We start from the raw sequence: 17,073 nt of genomic DNA, 5'->3' as shown, positions 1-17,073 counted from the left end.
CTCACCGGGCACCAGGCACAGGCACCGGGCACAAGTCATAGGTACAGGCCCGCGTCGGCGCCCTCGCGGGGCTCCGGGAGCGCGGTGGGGGAGGTGCCCCGGCGCAGCGCGTACAGCTCGGCCAGGGTCGCTCCCTCGCGGCCCACGCCCTCCTCGGTGCCCAGCCAGTCCACGGCCTCCCGGCGGGTCAGCCGGCCCACCTCGATACGGGCCAGGCAGCGGCCCGGCCGGACCACGGCGGGGTGCAGCCGCTCCAGGTCCTCGTTGGTCGTCACCCCGACCAGGACGTTGCGGCCCTGGCCGAGCAGTCCGTCGGTGAGGTTGAGCAGCCGTGAGAGCGCCTGGCCCGCGGTGTGCTTGGCCTCGCCGCGGATCAGTTCGTCGCAGTCCTCCAGCAGGAGCAGCCGCCAGCGGCCCTTGCCCGCCGCGTCCTCCTCGCCGATGGCGATGTCCATCAGATAGCCGACGTCGGAGAACAGGCGCTCGGGGTCGAGGACGCAGTCCACCTGGCACCAGTCCCGCCAGGAGCGGGCCAGGGTGCGCAGCGCGGAGGTCTTGCCGGTGCCCGGCGGGCCGTGCAGCAGCAGGAGGCGGCCCGCGATGTCCTGGGGGGTGGTCTTCATCAGGCGGTCCATCGCGTCCGCGACCGGCGCCGTGTAGTTGGCCCGGACCTCGTCCCAGGTGCCCGCGGAGATCTGCCGGGTGGTGCGGTGCGGGCCGCGCCGCGGGGAGACGTACCAGAACCCCATCGTCACGTTCTCCGGCTGGGGTTCGGGCTCGTCCGCCGCGCCGTCCGTGGCCTGGCCGAGGATCCGCTGGGCCAGTTCGGCGTCGGTCGCGGTGACCGTGACGTCCGCCCCCCGGTTCCAGCGGGAGACCAGCAGGGTCCAGCCGTCGCCCTCGGCGAGGGTCGCGCTGCGGTCGTCGTCGCGGGCCACGCGCAGCACCCGGGCGCCGTCCGGCAGCAGTGTGGCGCCGGAGCGGACCCGGTCGATGTTGACCGCGTGCGAGTACGGCTGCTCGCCCGTCGCGAAGCGGCCGAGGAACAGCGCGTCGACGACGTCGGACGGCGAGTCGGAGTCGTCGACGTTGAGCCGGATCGGCAGCGCGTCGTGCGGGTTCGCAGGCATGCGGCCATGATCTGCCACCGGACCGCCCCGCGCACCCCGTTTCCCGGCCGTGCCGGGCGTGTCGGCCGCCGTCCGGGTCCGGACGCGCCGGAATCCCGTGTCGCGGCGTCAGGAACCGCCGTACGGGCGCACGAAGAGCCGTCAACACGACGAACCACCCGTACGGGTTGTCATCCGGCCGTACCGACAGGTCCGTTCGGGTCATGGCGCGGGGCCCGTACCGAACCCTACTCCCCTTGATTCCTTGTGAGTTCACCCTTTCTTTGGCATGAACACTTCCAGTTGACGCGCGTAGCTGCTACCACAGATCCGATAGCGAAGCTGCTAGAGGGAGGTTCCATGAGACGTTCCCGAATTGCCGCGTACGTCGGCTCAGTTCTGCTGACCGTAGGTCTCGTCCTCACCGGGACGGCCGCGGCGCAGGCCGCCCCATCGGCCGCGACCGGCGGCTATGTGGCCCTCGGCGACTCCTACTCCTCCGGGGTGGGCGCCGGCAGTTACATCAGCTCCAGCGGTGACTGCGACCGCAGCACCAAGGCGTACCCCTATCTGTGGAACGCCGCGAACCACCCGTCCTCGTTCTCCTTCACCGCCTGCTCGGGCGCCCGGACGGACGACGTCCTGGCCAACCAGCTCGCCCCGCTCAACTCCGGCACGTCCCTGGTGTCGATCAGCATCGGGGGCAACGACGCCGGGTTCTCCGACGTCATGACGACCTGTGTGCTCCAGTCGGACAGCAACTGCCTGTCCCGCATCGCGACCGCCAGGGCCTACGTCGACTCGACGCTGCCCGGCAAGCTCGACAACCTCTACTCGGTGATCCGCGGCAAGGCGCCCTCCGCGCGGGTCGTCGTCATCGGCTACCCCCGCTTCTACAAGCTCGGCCAGACCTGTCTCGGCCTCTCGGAGACCAAGCGCTCGGCCATCAACGACGCCGCCGACCGCATCGACACCGTCATCGCCAAGGCCGCGGCCAACCACGGCTTCGTCTTCGGCGACGTCCGCACCACCTTCAGCGGCCACGAGATCTGCTCCGGCAACTCCTGGCTGCACAGCGTCGACTGGCTCGACATCGGTGACTCCTACCACCCGACGGCCTCCGGCCACTCCGGCGGCTACCTGCCGGTGCTGAACAGCGCCGCCTGAACCCCGCCGGGGCCGGGGCACGTGAGATCGCCCACGTCCCGCGCCGCCGGTACCCGGTGCCCGCCTCCCCCCTCTGGAGGCGGGCACCGGTCATCCGGTGACACGCCCTTGAGCGGTACTGGTCCCTCCGCCGCCGCCCGCTCACGCGCCGTGACGGTGCGACGGGGGTCGCGACCGTCCCGGCCCCTCTGCCTGCCGGTTGTCCAACTCGCCGTGGAACCGGTCGGATTCGGAGAGTAGCCGTCAACGCCCTTACGCAGAAGGTGAATCCTGCGACCGAGATACACGGGTGCCCGTGCGGGGCGATAGGGTTACCCTGCCCGGGGTCGGGTGGACTCGTACGGGTGGGGAGTGACATGGAGCAGATAACAGTGCGCAGCAGGGCCAGGGTCCCTGCGATCACCTGCGGAAGCAGCGCGACCAGCTCGCGCCTCGACCGCCATCTCGCGGTGCTCGGCGGACCCGCCGTCCCGCAGCGGGAGGCCGCCGAGGCGACGCTGCTGATGCGTGAGCTGACCGCGCGTGCCGCGCACGACCGCACCGGCAGGGGTGCACGGATGCGCCGGGTGTCGCTGTTCGCGCCCCTGCGCCGACTGCGCCGCACGCTGTTCGGCGGGCACTAGCGACACCCCGTCCGCGGCCTCTCCGGCACCACCGGAGGGTGCCGCCGACGTTCCCGGGCCCGGACCCCCTCAGGGCCGGCGTCCGGGTTCCCAGCAGACCGCCTCACCGCCTTCGTACGGCGCCGCGCGCTTGCCGCCCGCATCCCCACGGCCGCGGCGCCCCGTACGGCTGTTCCCGTTTCTGTGCCCGAGCGGCACGGGAGTCGGCCGCCCGCCGCGCACAGCGGCCCCCCGTCCGCACCCGGACCCGCGCCGCGCCCGCCGTCGCCCGGCCCTCGCCGTTCAGCCCTCGGCGCGCGCGTACCGCCGCACCGCCGACGGCGCGCTGACGGCGAGCAGCACCGCGCACCAGGCCAGCGTCCCCGCGACGGGATGGGCCACCGGCCAGGAGGCGTGCTCCGGGACCGGGGCGTTGCCGAAGAGGCCGCGCAATGCGGTGGTGAGCGCGCTGATCGGGTTCCACTCGGCCAGGACACGCAGCCAGTGCGCCAGATTCCCGGTCGGGATGTACGCGTTCGACAGCAGCGGCAGGACGAAGGTCGCGGCGCCGAGCTGACCGGCCGCCTCCTCGCTGCGGGTGAGCAGCCCCAGCCAGATCCCCACCCAGGTGCAGGCGAACCGGAAGAGCAGCAGCAGTCCGAGGGCGCCCGCCGCCCCGGCCGCGCTCCCCTCGATCCGCCAGCCCACCGCCAGCCCGACCAGCAGCAGCGGCACGGTCCCGGCCGCCGTGACGACGAGGTCGGCCACCGCCTGCCCGAGGGGCACCGCCGCCCGGCTCACCGGCATGGTGCGCAGCCGGTCGTTCACCCCCCGGTGGACGTCCTGCGCCGACTGGAACATCCCCGTCATGATCCCGCCGGCCGCGGTCGCCGCGAGCAGTCCGGGCACCAGGAAGGCGCGGTACTCGCGGCCGGGCACGGCCAGCGCGCTGCCGAAGACATAGCCGAAGAACAGCAGCATGTTGATCGGCATGACCTGGGTGAGGACCGCCAGGCCCGGGTTGTTGCGGACCCGGCGCAGCTGGCGGCCCGCCAGCGCCGTCCCGTCGTGCACCAGTGCGCTCATGCCGCGATCTCCTCGCTGTCGTGGGCGGCTCCGGTCAGCCGGAGGAAGACGTCGTCCAGGGTGGGCGGGCTCAGGCTCGCGTCGAGCAACGGCACGCCCGCCGCGTCCAGTTCGCGCACCAGCCGGGGCAGGGTGAGCGTCGGGTCGGTGGCGACCGCGCCGACCGCGGCCCGCTCGTGGTCGAACACCGGCTCGGCGCCGGTGAGCCGGTCCAGGACGGCCGCCGCCCGCGCCATCTCGTCCGGGTGCGCCACCACGACCTCGGCGCGTGTGCCGATCAGGGACTTGAGCCGCGCGGGCGATCCGGTGTGCGCGACCCGGCCCCGGTCCACCAGGGCGATGTCGTCGGCCAGCCGGTCGGCCTCGTCCAGGTACTGGGTGGTCAGCACCACCGTCGTGCCCTGCTGCTTCAGTGCGCGCACCGCGTCCCAGATCCGGTTGCGGCTGGCCGGGTCGAGGCCGGTGGTGGGCTCGTCCAGGAAGAGCACGGCGGGCCGGCACAGCAGGCTGGCCGCGAGGTCCAGCCGGCGGCGCATCCCGCCCGAGTAGGTGGCGGCGGTGCGGTCGGCGGCCTCGGCGAGACCGAACCGCTCCAGCAGCTCAGCGGTGCGCGCCGCCGCGTCCGGGATCCGGTGCAGCCGGGCGAACAGCCGCAGGTTCTGCCGTCCGGTGAGGTCCGCGTCGACGGATGTGTCCTGTCCGGTCACCCCGATCCGGCGGCGCACGGCGGCCGGTTCGCGCACCAGGTCGTGCCCGGCCACCCGGGCGGAGCCCGCGTCCGGCCGCAGCAGCGTCGTCAGCAGCCGTACGGCCGTCGTCTTGCCCGCGCCGTTCGGCCCGAGCACCCCGCAGACCGTGCCCTCGGCCACCGCCAGATCCAGGCCGCGCACGGCACGGACGTCACCGAACCGCTTCTCCAGACCCTCACTAAGTACAGCGTACGTAGTTGTCATGGGGCGACCATAACGCACTACGTACGCTGTACGTAACTACGATGGTGGGGCGAGGTGATGTCCCATGGCCGGCCGAGGCGCCGAACCCGAGGTGATCTGGGCCCGCCCGGAGCGGACGGGGCGGGGGCCGAAGCCTGCCCTCACCCGCGCCGACATCGCGGCGGCGGCCGTCCGGCTCGCCGACGCCGGCGGCCTGGACGCGGTCTCGATGCGGCACGTGGCCGCCGAAGTGGGCTGCGGCACCATGTCGCTGTACAACTACGTCCCCCGCAAGGAGGACCTGTACGAGCTGATGGTGGACGCCGTCAGCGGCGAGCACGAGCTGTGGGAGCCCAGCGGCGACTGGCGCGCCGACATGGTCCGGGTGGGCCACCAGACCCGGTCCCTGATGCGCCGCCACACCTGGCTGCCCCGCCTGATGTCCGGGATCTACGGCTTCAGCCCCAACGCCCTGCGTTATCTGGAGCACTGCCTGGCCTGCCTGGACCCGCTGGAGGCGCCCTACGGCACCAAGATGGAGCTGGTCGCGATGGTCAACGCCGTGGTGACGATGTATGTCGCCGACGAGCTGGCGGCCGCCGAGCGCACCCGCTCCCTGCCCTGGACGGCGGAGCAGGAGAACGCCGTGCGGATCGCCTACCTGGGCGGCCGGATCGCGAGCGGCGCCTACCCGCGCATGGCGGCGGCCTTCACGGAGGACGCCGGTCCCATCGACCTGGAGGCGGTGTTCGACCGGGCCCTGACACGGGTCCTGGACGGGTTCCGCCCGCGCGGCTGAGCACGCGCCGCCCGGCCACGGGCTTCGCACCCCGGCCGGGCCGTACCGTCAGATCAGGGTGAACTGGCCCCCGGGGCCTTCCTCGGCGTGGTCCAGGACCGAGGCCGGCCGCCGGGCCGCCGCCGGCACCGGCAGGACGCCCGCCGCCCGCAGCGCGGACGCCGTGACCGCCCGGTCCGGCTCCGGAGCCTCCGGCGGCTCCTGCCCCGCCCGTGCCTCGGCCAGCAGCGCCAGGACGGTGATCAGCTCCAGCAGCTCCGAGGTCCACGCCTGCGGCCACAGGGGCGGCCGGATCGCCGCCAGGGTGCCCGGTTCGCCCCGCTCCGTCCGGGCCGCGAACCACTGCTCCAGGACGCGGCCCGCGCCGGTCTCGAAGTCCCAGGCGGCCGCGGGCACCGGGGAGACGCGGCCCTCGTCGAGGTGGAGGATCTCCTCGGCCCGGTCGTAGTGGAGGTCGCGCGGATGGTCCGGCAGCGGCGCGCGGACGTACGGGCGGCGCCCGCCGGGCAGTCTGGGGCGCTCGCCGTCGCGGCGCATCAGCCACAGCGCCCGGCGGCCCGCCGCGACACCCCGCGCCCACCTGTCGGAGTCCGAGGTGAGCGGGACGGCCGTCCCGTCCGGGCCCGGCCGCGCCGCCGCCAGGATCCAGGCGAGCACGTCCAGCGGCTCGGGGCGGTGCCCCAGGAGGGCGGCCAGATGCTCCGGCAGGCCCGGTGCCAGGTTGGGCTCCCGCGCGCCCGGACGGCGGTACAGCGGGCGGACACGGCCCGGCCGCAGGAAGGGCGGCAGCGAGGTCGCCAGCAGCGTCGGCCCGGCCGCGCCGGGGGCGGTGCCCGGCTCCACCACGAAGACCTGCCGCTCGTCCGCCACCCGCCACAGCTCGGGCCGGGCCGCGTCGATCAGCCGGTGGTCGGCGAGGAGCCACTGCTCGTCGAAGGGCGCCATCAGCACCCGTACCGGCTCCGGGCACGGGCCCGGGTCCCGGTCCAGCCGCCCGGTGCCGCCGGAGCGGCCGGGCAGCTGTCCGGCCGCGGTGTACGGCGTGCGGGCGCGCGTCGGCTCGAACAGGGCCTCCCGGTCCGCCCTCTCGGCCTTCAGCAGCGCGTCCCAGCGGGCCCTGAGACAGCCGGCGTCGGGGGCCGCGGGCCACTGCCGGCCGAGCCGCGGCGGTGCGACGGACCACGGCATGAGGTCCGCCAGCAGCGGGGCGTCGTCGTGCGTCACGCGGGGCATCGTACGACGCGGCGACGGCCCGCAGGTCACGTGGCGTCGAGGGTCACCGTGAAGGAGAACCGGTCCCCGCGGTAGTGGATGACGACCACGTCCAGCGGCCGGCCCGCCTCGTCGTAGGTGATGCCCGTGTAGTGCAGGATCGGGCTGAGCAGCGGCACTTCGAGCAGCCGGGCCGTCTCCGGGTCGGCCAGCCGCGCCTGCACGGTGTCCGTGATCCGGCTGATGCCGACGCCCACCACGTCCCGCAGCACCTTGGTCATCGGCCAGCGCACCAGGTCGTCCGGCGATATCCGCTCGGCCAGCTCCGGACGGACGTAGTTGCGGGCGTGGTTGGTGGGCTCGCCGGTCTTCTCGTCGCTGCGCAGCCGGTGGTAGGCCGCCACCTCCTCCAGGTCCGGGAAGAACTCCGCCAGTTCGGCCGTCACCGGCGCGGTGCCGTGGTCCAGCAGCTCGGTCGTCATGCCGGACTGCTGGGCCACGATCGCGTCCACCGAGCCCAGCAGCCGCACCGGGGCGCCCCGGTGGGCCGTGGGCGCGATGAAGGTGCCGCGCCGCCGGTGCCGGGTGATCAGCCCCTCCTCCTCCAGCTCCTTCAGCGCCTGCCGCATGGTCAGCACGCTCACGCCGTAGTGCCCCGCCAGTTGCTCCTCGGTGGGCAGGCGCAGCGGGTCCCGGGGCGAGCGGCCGAGGATCGAGGCACGCAGGGACTGGGACACCTGGTACCACAGCGGCAGCTTGCGGTTCAGGACGATCGAATCCGGAGCAAAGGAGGTCACGGGCTATCCGTACCGGTCTGATCCGTTCAGTGCAATGGCCGGAAGTGTTTCTCCAGGCCCTGCCAGACGTCGTCGTAGCGCTGCTGGAGGTGGTCCGCACGGGCCGCGTGCGGTGTGAGCGTCACCGGCCAGCGGGTCTCGAACATGAACGCCAGCCCGTCGTCGATCTTCTGCGGCTTCAGCTCGGCCGCGCTCGCCCGCTCGAAGGTCTCCCGGTCCGGGCCGTGCGCCGACATCATGTTGTGCAGCGAGCCGCCGCCCGGCACGAAGCCCTCCGCCTTGGCGTCGTAGGCGCCCTCGATCAGGCCCATGTACTCGCTCATCACGTTCCGGTGGAAGTACGGCGGCCGGAAGGTGTCCTCGCCCACCAGCCAGCGCGGTGCGAAGACGACGAAGTCCACCCCGGCCAGGCCCGGGGTGTCGCTCGGCGAGGTCAGCACCGTGAAGATCGACGGGTCCGGGTGGTCGTACGAGATCGTCCCGATGACGTTGAAGCGGCGCAGGTCGTAGACGTACGGCACATGGTTGCCGTGCCAGGCGACGACGTCGAGCGGGGAGTGGTCGTAGGTGGCCGTCCAGAGGTTGCCGCAGAACTTGTTGACCACTTCCACCGGGCCTTCGGTGTCCTCGTAGGCGGCCACCGGCGCGCGGAAGTCACGGACGCCTGCCAGGCCGTTGGCGCCGATGGGACCGAGGTCGGGCAGGCGGAAGGGGGCGCCGTAGTTCTCGCAGACGTACCCCCGGGCCGTCCCGTCCAGCAGCTCCACCCGGAAGCGCACCCCGCGCGGGATCAGCGCCACATGGCCGGGCTCGGCGTGCAGCAGGCCGAACTCGGTGCGCAGCAGCAGCCCGCCCCGCTCCGGCACGATCAGCAGCTCGCCGTCCGCGTCGCTGAAGACGCGCTCCATCGAGGAGTTGGCGTGAAACAGATGCACCGCCATGCCGGTGCGCTGGGTGGCGTCGCCGTTGCCGCCGAGGGTCCACAGGCCCGCCAGGAAGTCCGTGTCCGGGCCCGGCTGCGGCAGCGGGTTCCAGCGCAGCCGGTTGGGGTCCGGGACGGCCTGGGTGAAGGGGGCCGTGCGCAGCGCGCCGTTGCCCGCGCGGGTGAACGCCGGGTGGGCGGCCGAGGGGCGGATGCGGTACAGCCAGGAACGGCGGTTGTGCGCCCTGGGCTCGGTGAAGGCCGCACCGCTGAGCTGCTCCGCGTACAGCCCGAAGGGCGCGCGCTGGGGCGAGTTGCGGCCCTCGGGCAGCGCGCCCGGAACGGCTTCCGAACTGTGCTCGTTGCCGAAACCGGAGAGGTACTCCAGTGCCTCGGCGGTCTTGCGTGCGTCCCCGCTCATGATCGCTCCCTTGCCACCTGATTCCTATAGAGCACCGTAGGATTGCGATTTCCCGGGCGCAAGAGGGACGTCGGCCCTCCTTCCGGCGGACGGCCGGAACCAGACCTGAGGGGGATCCGGCCGCCGGAGGGCTGTTCTACGCTCCCGGGCATGACGTCGTGGACGCGCCGGCCTCTCGCGGTGCTCGCGGTGTCCGCCCTGCTGCTCGCCGCATCGGCCGGCTGCGGGGCGGGCGGTGCGCGGGGGAGCGGGGAGAGCCGGGGGAGTGGGCAGAGCCGGGAAAGCCGGGAAAGCCGGGAAAGCGGAGAGAACGGAGAGAGCACAGAGAGCGGGGCCGGCGGGTCGGCCACCCCGGTGGGGAAGATCATCGATCACACCGACGAGGAGGGGCGGGCCTACCGTGAGGTGGACCGCAAGGGCGCGCCCGAGATCGGCGTCGAGGTGCGGCCGGACGCGGCGGGCAGCTGGGACGTGCGGCTGACCGTCCGCCGCTTCCGTTTCTCCCCGGCCGGTACGGCGGCCCGCCCGGTGTCCGGCCGCGGTCTCGCCCATCTGCTGGTGGACGGCCGCCTCGTCGGCCGCCTGCACGCCCCCGAGTACCGGCTCTCCGCCCGCCTCGTCCCGCGCGGCACCCACCACGTCACCGCCCGCCTCTACGCCGACGACGACACGGTCTGGGCGGTCTCCGGCAGGCCCGTGCAGAGCACCGCCGACATCACGGCGTCGGACCCGCACGCGGCGAAGGGGGCGTCGGCCGTGCCCGGGGGTGGCGGCGGCGCGGGCGCGGCGCCGTCCGGGGGCGGGGCGGGCGTCCGGTCCGAGGGGGGCGTGAACCCGTCCGTGTCCTCCGTGCCTTCTGCGCCCTCCGTGCCCGCGCCGGTCGGGCCGGTCGGGCCGGTCGGGCCGGTCGTGCCCGTGTCCTCCGCGCCCGCGTCGTACGTGAGTGCGCCCTCCAGTGGTGCGCCCTTCGCGCCCGTACGCCCCGCGCCGCCGGTGCCCGCGCCGTCCGCGCCGCTCGCGGCTCCCGTACCGCCCGCGCCCGCGTTCCCGGCTCCCTCCGCACTCGGGGCGCGCGGCGCGCGGGGAGCCGTGTGCGCGGGGGACGACCCGGGTGCCGGTGTCCGCACCGCGGGCACCGCTTCACCCGGTCGCCCCGGCCGGGCATCATGAGTGCCGTGCCCCATGCGACCCCGCTCCGTCGCGCACCCGTGCAGCGGCGCAGCGCCGAACGGCTGACCAGGATCCTGGACGCCTGCGCCGAACTCCTCGACGAGGTCGGCTACGACGCCCTGAGCACCCGCGCCGTCGCGCTGCGCGCCGGTGTGCCCATCGGCTCGGTCTACCGGTTCTTCGGCAACAAGCGCGCGATGGCCGACGCGCTCGCCCACCGCAATCTGGAGCGGTACTCCGAGCGCGTCCAGGAGCGCCTGGAGGGGCTGGCGGACGACGGCTGGCGGCCGGCCATGGACGCCGTGCTCGACGAGTACCTGGCGATGAAGCGGACCGCGCCCGGCTTCTCCCTCGTGGACTTCGGCAACCAGATACCGCTGGGCGCCCGGCACGCCGAGCCCAACCACCGCCTCGCCGACCGCCTCACCCACCTGCTCGCCGGGTATCTGCGCCGCGAGCCGGACGACGATCTGCGCCGCGCGTTCCTGATCGCCGTGGAGACCGCCGACACCCTCGTGCAGCTCGCCTTCCGGGTCGACCCCGAGGGCGACGAACGGATCATCGAGGAGATGCGGGAACTGCTGCGGGCGTACCTGGGGCGCGTACTGGGCTGAGGTCCCACGTCCGTCCCGCCCGCACTGTGCGCGCCGCGCCACCCGTCCGCCCCGTCCGTCCCGGTGCCCGGTTGCGCCGGGCGGGTGACAGTGGACGGCGCGTCGGGGCGGGGTGCGGTGGCCCCGGCGGGCGATGTGAAAGAGAGTCAGGTGAAAGAGCGATTTGTATGAAAATCGTCTGACTCGGAGGAGCGCGCATGCCCACCCTGACAGTCCCCCGCACCCTCGGCTCCCGCGTCGGTGCCGCCGCGGCCCTGACGGCCCTGACCGCTGCGGGTGCCACCTGGCTGGCGGCGCCCGTGGCGATGGCCCAGGGAGAGGCCGGCGACATCAAGATCCACCGGGTGGGCGTGCCCTTCGGCGTCTCGAAGGACGACCCGGTGGTGTGCCGCTTCTACCTGGACGCCGTCAACTTCGACGTCCTGCCCACCATCGGCTACACCATCCAGGCCATGCCCCCGCTGCCCACCAGTGCCACCGTCACCGGCACCATCGCGCTCGCCGCCGGGGCCGGTCACACCGACCCGCTGGGTCTGGCCGACGGGCAGTACAAGCTCGTCTGGACCGTCGCGGGCGTGCCCAAGGAGAAGATCTTCCACGTCAACTGCCGTGACGACGACGGCCGCAAGGAAGGCGCCCAGGGTCCGGGCGGGCAGATCGAGGACCAGGGCCGCGGCAACGGCGAGCAGCACTCCGGGCCCGGCGCCGGGCAGGGCGGCCAGAACGGCCAGGGCCCCAAGGGCGGCGTGCACGCGGGCGGCGGCGGCCTCGCCTCGGCCGCCGCGTACACCCCGGTGGCCGGGGCCGCGGCCGTGGGGCTCGTCGTGGTCGGCGGGGTCGCGTACCTCCGGCTGAACCGTCGGCGCACCCGTGGCGCCGCGTAGGCGCCGACGCAGGCCCTGGTACCGGACCCGCGCCTACCGCCTCGCCAGGACGGCCGCGCTGACGGCCGTCCTGGTCACGGTGGGCACGCGGTGCGACGGGCACCGCGACCACGGCGCACCGCAGCGGGCGGCGGGCCCGCACGCCGAGGCGGCCGCCGCCCCGGCGGACCGGGGGGACGGCCCGGACGGCGCTGCGGCCCCGACCGGGCCCCCGCCCCGGCCGCTGCCCCGCTCCCCGGCCACCTCCCTGCGCATCCCCTCACTCGGCATCGACGCGCCCGTCACCGGCATCGGCCTCGCCGCCGACCGGCAGCTCGGGACCCCGCCCGTGGACAAGCCCAAGCTGGTGGGCTGGTACCAGGACGGACCCACCCCGGGCGAGTCCGGCACGGCCCTCGCGGTCGGGCACCGCGACACCACCACCGGTGCCGCCGTCTTCGCCGCGCTCGGCCAGGTGGAGCCCGGCCGCTCCATCGAGGTGCGGCGCGCGGACGGCCGTACCGCCGTGTACACCGTCGACAAGGTGCGGGTCTTCGACAAGGACCGCTTCCCCGACAAGGAGGTGTACGGCCGCTCCCGGCGGCCCGAGCTGCACGTCATCACCTGCGGCGGCCTCTACACCCGGCGGACCGGCTACTCCAGCAACGTGGTCGTCTTCGCCCATCTGACGGCGACGAGGTGAGCCGCGCGTGACGGCATCGGGGTGGGCCGCGCGTGGAGGTGGCATGGCGAGGCGTGCGCGGCGTGGCGCGGGGCGGGGCGGGGCCGGGTGGCGCGGCTGGCGCCGACCGCTTCACCCCGCCCCGCCGCTGGACGCGGACCGCCCGCCTTCGTCCCCCCCCCTCGCACCGGAACCCGTCCGAACCCGCCTGATCCCCCGATGCGGCCGTATCCCGCCTGATCCCGCCCGATCCCGCCCGATGGACGAAAGTGTGCGAGATCGTGCCCGATGTCTTCCCCGGGCCGCACCCGTCCGTTAGCTTCCGTGACTCACACGCCCCGTACGACCCGCGCGAGGCGTCCGCCGCGCTGCGCCCAGCGCCTGGGTGAGTCACCGAAGGCATGCCTCATGACACGCGCCATCTCCCTGCACGACGTGAGCAAGACCTACAGCAGCAAGACCCCACGGGTGGTGGACCGGCTGTCGCTCGACGTGGCGCCCGGTGAGTTCCTCGTCCTGCTCGGACCCTCCGGCTGCGGCAAGTCCACGGTCCTCAGGATGATCGCCGGACTGGAGGAGATCACCGAGGGGATGCTGCTGCTCGACGGGGAGTACGCCAACGAACTGCCGCCCGCCGCCCGGGACATGGCGATGGTCTTCCAGAACTTCGCGCTCTACCCGAACATGACCGGCCGCGGCAACATCGGCTTCCCGCTGCGCATCGAGTCGCCCGGCGCCGACCACGGCCCGCGCATCGACGCCACCGCCCGGATGCTCGGCATCGAGGACCTGCTCGACCGCCTCCCCGGCCAGCTCTCCGGCGGCGAGCGCCAGCGGGTGGCCATGGGCCGGGCGATAGCCCGTCACCCCTCCGTCTTCCTGATGGACGAGCCGCTGTCCAACCTCGACGCCAAGCTCCGCAGCCATCTGCGCGCCGAGATCGCCCGGCTCACCCGGGAACTGGGCGTCACCACCCTCTACGTCACCCACGACCAGTCGGAGGCCATGTCCCTGGGCGACCGGGTCGCCGTGCTGCGCGGCGGGGTGCTGCAACAGGTCGGCACCCCGCGCGCCGTCTACGCGCTGCCCCGCAACGTGTTCGTCGCCGCCTTCATCGGGACCCCGCGCATCAATCTGCTGCGCGGCCTGGTCCGCGCCCCGCTCGACGGGGCCATGACAATCAGGCTGGGCAAGCAGTTCCTGCGGCTGCCCGAACCGCTCTCCCTGGACCACCAGTTGCTGCGCGTGCAGCAGGGCCGCGAGGTGATCGTGGGTCTGCGCTCGGAGGCCGTACGGATCGCGAAGCCCGCCGCCGCGCGGCCCGGCGAGGTGCCGCTGACCGGGCTGGTCGAGCACCTGGAGTTCCAGGGCCACGAGGTGCTCGTCCACTTCGACACCGGGTCGAGCCCGGCCGTCGTACCGGAGCTGGAGGCGCCGCGCCCGCACACCCGGCCGGACCGGCGCCGCCGCCGCGACGCCACCGTGCTGGAACGCCTGCGGGAGCGGGCCGGGGCCCTGCGCGGCGGTCCGGTGGCGCTGCTCGACCGGCCGCGCCGGGCGGGTGCCGGGGAGACCGGCGCCGCACCGGAGGGCGCCCCCGCGGCCGAGCCCCGGCTGCCCGGCGACCTGGTGGTGCGCACCACCCCCGACATCCGGCTCCGGCACGGCATGCAGGTGCCGCTCCTGGTCGACCTCGCCCACCTCTTCGTCTTCGACCAGCACGGCGAACGCGTCTGCCCGGCCCCGGACCGGCTGCCGGACCTGCGGGAGTGACGCCCGGGGGCGGCCGCCGGGAGCGACCGCCGGGAGTGAGGGCCGGGTGCGGCCGCCGGGTGCGACCGCCTGTCGTGACCTCCGGGCGTGAGCCGCCGCACACCGGGCGGGGAGGGGCGCGGTTCCCTGGCGCCACAAAACTATCGGCGCTAGTTTATGGATCGGCCGAGCCCGGCCCGCACCCCCCGTGGACCGCGTGCCGACGCGGCCGACGCCCCCGCCCCGGAGGAGCACCATGAAGGCACACGACGGCATGTACATCGGCGGCGCCTGGCGCCCCGCCCCCGACCGCGCCGCCATCGAGGTGGTGAACCCGGCCGACGAGCAGGTCGTCGCCACCGTCCCCGCGGGCACCGCCGAGGACGTCGACGCGGCGGTGCGCGCCGCCCGCGCCGCCTTCCCCGGCTGGGCCGCGACCCCGCCCGCCGAACGCGCCGCCCGCCTGGCCGCCCTGCGCGACGTCCTCACCGTCCGCAAGGACGAGATCGCCGAGACCGTCACCACCGAACTGGGCGCCCCCGAGCAGTTCGCCCAGGCGGTCCACGCGGGCCTGCCCCTCGCGGTCGCCGCCTCCTACGCCGACCTCGCCGCCACCTACGCCTTCGAGGAGCGGACGGGCAACTCCACCGTCCTGCACGAGCCCGCCGGTGTGGTCGGCGCCATCACGCCCTGGAACTACCCGCTGCACCAGATCGTCGCCAAGGCCGCCCCCGCCCTGGCCGCGGGCTGCACCCTCGTCCTCAAGCCCGCCGAGGACACCCCGCTCACCGCCCAGCTCTTCGCCGAGGCCGTCGACGAGGCCGGATTCCCGGCCGGTGTCTTCAACCTGGTCACCGGGCTCGGCCCGGTCGCCGGACAGGCCCTGGCCGAACACCCCGGCGTCGACCTCGTCTCCTTCACCGGCTCCACGGCCGTGGGCCGGCGGATCGGCGCCACGGCGGGCGCCGCCGTCAAGCGGGTCGCCCTGGAACTGGGCGGCAAGTCCGCCAACGTCATCCTGCCCGGCGCCGACCTCGCCAAGGCGGTGCACGTCGGCGTCGCCAACGTCATGTCCAACTCCGGCCAGACGTGCAGCGCCTGGACCCGTATGCTCGTCCACCGCGACCGCTACGACGAGGCGGTCGCCCTCGCCGCCGCTGCCGCCGCCAAGTACGCCGACCGCATCGGCCCCCTCGTCAGCGCCCGGCAGCGCGACCGGGTCCGCGGCTACATCGAGCGGGGCGTCGCCGAGGGCGCGCGCCTGGTGGCCGGCGGCCCCGAGGCGCCCCGCGAGCGCGGCTACTACGTCAGCCCCACCGTCTTCGCCGACGTCACCCCCGGCATGACCATCGCCCAGGAGGAGATCTTCGGCCCGGTCCTGTCGGTCCTGCGCTACGAGGACGAGGAGGACGCCCTGCGCATCGCCAACGGCACGGTCTACGGACTCGCCGGAGCGGTCTGGGCGGCCCAGGAGGCCGAGGCGGTCGCCTTCGCCCGCCGCATGGACACCGGCCAGGTCGACATCAACGGCGGGCGCTTCAACCCGCTGGCGCCCTTCGGCGGTTACAAGCAGTCCGGGGTCGGCCGGGAACTCGGCGCGCACGGACTCACCGAGTACCTTCAGACCAAGTCCCTCCAGTTCTAAGGGAGTCACGCGCCATGGCCGTACGTGCCGCCGTCCTGCCCGCCATCGGCTCACCGCTGGAGATCACCGGCATCGACCTGCCCGACCCCGGCCCCGGACAGGTCCGCGTCCGGCTCGCCGCCGCCGGGGTCTGCCACTCCGACCTGTCCCTGACCGACGGCACCATGCGCGTCCCGGTCCCCGCCGTCCTCGGCCACGAGGGCGCGGGCACCGTGCTCGCCGTCGGCGAGGAGGTCACCCATGTCGCGCCGGGCGACGCCGTCGTGCTCAACTGGGCGCCGTCCTGCGGCACCTGCCACGCCTGCGGTCTCGGCGAGGTCTGGCTGTGCGCCAACGCCCTCGGCGGCGCCGCCGCCGTCTACGCCCGCACCACCGGCGGCACCGACCTGCACCCAGGGCTGAACGTCGCCGCGTTCGCCGAGGAGACGGTCGTCGCCGCCTCCTGCGTCCTGCCGCTGCCGGGCGGCGTCCCGCTCGCCGACGCCGCCCTGCTCGGCTGCGCCGTCCTCACCGGCTACGGCGCCGTCCACCACTCCGCCCGGGTGCGCGCCGGGGAGACGGTGGCCGTCTTCGGTGCGGGCGGCGTCGGACTCGCCACCCTCCAGGCCGCCCGGATCGCGGGCGCCGGGCGGATCGTCGCCGTCGACGTCAGCCCGGCGAAGGAGGAACTGGCCCGCCGGGCGGGCGCCACCGACTACGTCGTCGCCTCCGAGAACACCCCGCGCGAGATCCGCGCCCTCACCGGCGGCCAGGGCGTCGACGTCTCCGTGGAGTGCGCGGGCCGCGCCGTCTCCATCCGCGCCGCCTGGGAGTCGACCCGACGCGGCGGCCGGACCACGGTCGTCGGCATCGGCGGCAAGGACCAGCAGGTCACCTTCAACGCCCTGGAGATCTTCCACTGGGGCCGCACCCTCTCCGGCTGCGTCTACGGCAACGCGAACCCGGCCGAGGACCTGCCTGTACTCGCCGCCCACGTCCGCGCCGGCCGCCTGGACCTGGACGCCCTGGTCACCGAGCGGATCGCCCTGGACGGCATCCCGGCCGCCTTCGAGAACATGCGGGCGGGGAAGGGCGGCCGGGCCCTGGTGGTGTTCTGACGCCGGGGCGCCGCGGGCGGCGGGCGACACCTGCGCCGTCCGGCGCGGAACCCGGCCGCGTCCGCCGCAGGGCCTGGCGGGCTCGCCGCGGGGCCGGTGCGCCCGGCGGCGAGGGCGCCGGACCGCCACTGCCCGCCCCCGCCGCAGCCCGCCCCCGCCGCGGCCCGTGCGGCCGGTCGTTCCGAGCGTCCGCTCAGGCTGTC

15 protein-coding genes and 1 pseudogene are annotated in these 17,073 nt (G+C 74.5%); 10 read left to right on the top strand and 6 right to left on the bottom strand.

Features of this window, described 5'->3' with window-relative positions; translation table 11 throughout:
* Positions 1-35: 35 nt before the first annotated feature.
* On the bottom strand, positions 36-1,130 hold the full coding sequence (locus B086_RS0131505; protein WP_018570423.1) for a DUF5925 domain-containing protein: 1,095 nt from the start codon (positions 1,128-1,130) through the stop codon (positions 36-38).
* Between the two features lie 339 nt (positions 1,131-1,469).
* On the opposite strand from B086_RS0131505, the gene B086_RS0131500 reads away from it, so the two are divergent.
* Together B086_RS0131500 and B086_RS0131495 are read left to right on the top strand one after the other, a co-directional pair.
* Positions 1,470-2,276, top strand: a complete 807-nt coding sequence (locus B086_RS0131500; RefSeq protein ID WP_026252966.1) for an SGNH/GDSL hydrolase family protein — start codon at positions 1,470-1,472, stop codon at positions 2,274-2,276.
* 356 nt (positions 2,277-2,632) lie between these two features.
* A complete protein-coding gene (locus tag B086_RS0131495; RefSeq protein ID WP_026252965.1) occupies positions 2,633-2,899 on the top strand; it encodes a hypothetical protein in 267 nt (88 codons plus the stop codon).
* A 282-nt stretch (positions 2,900-3,181) separates the two neighbouring features.
* Here B086_RS0131495 and B086_RS0131490 read toward each other — a convergent pair whose 3' ends face one another.
* Together B086_RS0131490 and B086_RS0131485 are read right to left on the bottom strand one after the other, a co-directional pair.
* The gene (locus tag B086_RS0131490; protein ID WP_018570420.1) at positions 3,182-3,964 is read right to left on the bottom strand and encodes an ABC transporter permease; all 783 of its coding nucleotides are present in this window, start codon (positions 3,962-3,964) and stop codon (positions 3,182-3,184) included.
* The gene (locus B086_RS0131485) at positions 3,961-4,917 is read right to left on the bottom strand and encodes a daunorubicin resistance protein DrrA family ABC transporter ATP-binding protein (RefSeq protein WP_026252964.1); all 957 of its coding nucleotides are present in this window, start codon (positions 4,915-4,917) and stop codon (positions 3,961-3,963) included. The genes B086_RS0131490 and B086_RS0131485 overlap by 4 nt, the downstream gene beginning before the upstream one ends.
* 64 nt (positions 4,918-4,981) lie before the next feature.
* On the opposite strand from B086_RS0131485, the gene B086_RS0131480 reads away from it, so the two are divergent.
* Positions 4,982-5,695: a TetR/AcrR family transcriptional regulator gene (locus B086_RS0131480; RefSeq protein WP_018570418.1), complete on the top strand. Its 714-nt coding sequence runs from the start codon at positions 4,982-4,984 to the stop codon at positions 5,693-5,695.
* A gap of 48 nt (positions 5,696-5,743) precedes the next feature.
* Here the strand turns inward: B086_RS0131480 and B086_RS0131475 are convergent, their stop codons facing one another.
* From B086_RS0131475 to hmgA, 3 genes are read right to left on the bottom strand one after another with little or no spacing between them, the layout of a single operon-like run.
* Positions 5,744-6,928, bottom strand: a complete 1,185-nt coding sequence (locus tag B086_RS0131475; protein WP_018570417.1) for a type ISP restriction/modification enzyme — start codon at positions 6,926-6,928, stop codon at positions 5,744-5,746.
* Between the two features lie 26 nt (positions 6,929-6,954).
* Positions 6,955-7,704, bottom strand: a complete 750-nt coding sequence (locus B086_RS0131470) for a GntR family transcriptional regulator (protein WP_018570416.1) — start codon at positions 7,702-7,704, stop codon at positions 6,955-6,957.
* Between the two features lie 26 nt (positions 7,705-7,730).
* A complete protein-coding gene (gene hmgA, locus B086_RS0131465; protein ID WP_018570415.1) occupies positions 7,731-9,047 on the bottom strand; it encodes a homogentisate 1,2-dioxygenase in 1,317 nt (438 codons plus the stop codon).
* A gap of 150 nt (positions 9,048-9,197) precedes the next feature.
* Here hmgA and B086_RS42295 point away from each other — a divergent pair.
* The 7 genes and pseudogenes from B086_RS42295 to B086_RS0131430 form a co-directional block, all read left to right on the top strand.
* Positions 9,198-9,812 (top strand): annotated as a pseudogene (locus B086_RS42295) (hypothetical protein); the annotation flags it as partial.
* 401 nt (positions 9,813-10,213) lie between these two features.
* Entirely contained in the window at positions 10,214-10,831 is a 618-nt protein-coding gene (locus B086_RS0131455) for a TetR/AcrR family transcriptional regulator (protein ID WP_026252963.1), read from the top strand.
* Between the two features lie 197 nt (positions 10,832-11,028).
* Positions 11,029-11,715 carry a hypothetical protein gene (locus B086_RS0131450; RefSeq protein ID WP_018570412.1) on the top strand — a complete coding sequence of 229 codons (687 nt, stop codon included), beginning with the start codon at positions 11,029-11,031 and terminating at the stop codon, positions 11,713-11,715.
* Complete coding sequence (locus B086_RS0131445; RefSeq protein WP_018570411.1) at positions 11,702-12,397, top strand: class F sortase; 696 nt, start codon at positions 11,702-11,704, stop codon at positions 12,395-12,397. The genes B086_RS0131450 and B086_RS0131445 overlap by 14 nt, the downstream gene beginning before the upstream one ends.
* A gap of 387 nt (positions 12,398-12,784) precedes the next feature.
* The gene (locus tag B086_RS0131440) at positions 12,785-14,149 is read left to right on the top strand and encodes an ABC transporter ATP-binding protein (RefSeq protein ID WP_018570410.1); all 1,365 of its coding nucleotides are present in this window, start codon (positions 12,785-12,787) and stop codon (positions 14,147-14,149) included.
* 235 nt (positions 14,150-14,384) lie between these two features.
* On the top strand, positions 14,385-15,773 hold the full coding sequence (locus B086_RS0131435; protein ID WP_018570409.1) for an aldehyde dehydrogenase family protein: 1,389 nt from the start codon (positions 14,385-14,387) through the stop codon (positions 15,771-15,773).
* A 14-nt stretch (positions 15,774-15,787) separates the two neighbouring features.
* Positions 15,788-16,870, top strand: a complete 1,083-nt coding sequence (locus tag B086_RS0131430) for a Zn-dependent alcohol dehydrogenase (RefSeq protein ID WP_018570408.1) — start codon at positions 15,788-15,790, stop codon at positions 16,868-16,870.
* Positions 16,871-17,073: the final 203 nt, after the last annotated feature.

Origin of the sequence: Streptomyces sp. PsTaAH-124 (assembly GCF_000373685.1) — a bacterium.
GTDB classification, from domain to species: domain Bacteria; phylum Actinomycetota; class Actinomycetes; order Streptomycetales; family Streptomycetaceae; genus Streptomyces; species Streptomyces andamanensis.
Note: the sequence above shows the minus strand (reverse complement) of the source record. Positions and strands in the feature narration are given on the sequence as shown.

What these genes read in the sequence shown, in the direction of transcription:
- B086_RS0131455 (WP_026252963.1), top strand. Translation starts at nt 10,214, where the DNA reads ATGAGTGCCGTGCCCCATGCGACCCCGCTCCGTCGCGCACCCGTGCAG.
- B086_RS0131475 (WP_018570417.1), bottom strand. Translation starts at nt 6,928, where the DNA reads ATGCCCCGCGTGACGCACGACGACGCCCCGCTGCTGGCGGACCTCATG.
- B086_RS0131485 (WP_026252964.1), bottom strand. Translation starts at nt 4,917, where the DNA reads ATGACAACTACGTACGCTGTACTTAGTGAGGGTCTGGAGAAGCGGTTC.
- hmgA (WP_018570415.1), bottom strand. Translation starts at nt 9,047, where the DNA reads ATGAGCGGGGACGCACGCAAGACCGCCGAGGCACTGGAGTACCTCTCC.
- B086_RS0131435 (WP_018570409.1), top strand. Translation starts at nt 14,385, where the DNA reads ATGAAGGCACACGACGGCATGTACATCGGCGGCGCCTGGCGCCCCGCC.
- B086_RS0131505 (WP_018570423.1), bottom strand. Translation starts at nt 1,130, where the DNA reads ATGCCTGCGAACCCGCACGACGCGCTGCCGATCCGGCTCAACGTCGAC.
- B086_RS0131500 (WP_026252966.1), top strand. Translation starts at nt 1,470, where the DNA reads ATGAGACGTTCCCGAATTGCCGCGTACGTCGGCTCAGTTCTGCTGACC.
- B086_RS0131430 (WP_018570408.1), top strand. Translation starts at nt 15,788, where the DNA reads ATGGCCGTACGTGCCGCCGTCCTGCCCGCCATCGGCTCACCGCTGGAG.
- B086_RS0131490 (WP_018570420.1), bottom strand. Translation starts at nt 3,964, where the DNA reads ATGAGCGCACTGGTGCACGACGGGACGGCGCTGGCGGGCCGCCAGCTG.
- B086_RS0131440 (WP_018570410.1), top strand. Translation starts at nt 12,785, where the DNA reads ATGACACGCGCCATCTCCCTGCACGACGTGAGCAAGACCTACAGCAGC.
- B086_RS0131495 (WP_026252965.1), top strand. Translation starts at nt 2,633, where the DNA reads ATGGAGCAGATAACAGTGCGCAGCAGGGCCAGGGTCCCTGCGATCACC.
- B086_RS0131450 (WP_018570412.1), top strand. Translation starts at nt 11,029, where the DNA reads ATGCCCACCCTGACAGTCCCCCGCACCCTCGGCTCCCGCGTCGGTGCC.
- B086_RS0131480 (WP_018570418.1), top strand. Translation starts at nt 4,982, where the DNA reads ATGGCCGGCCGAGGCGCCGAACCCGAGGTGATCTGGGCCCGCCCGGAG.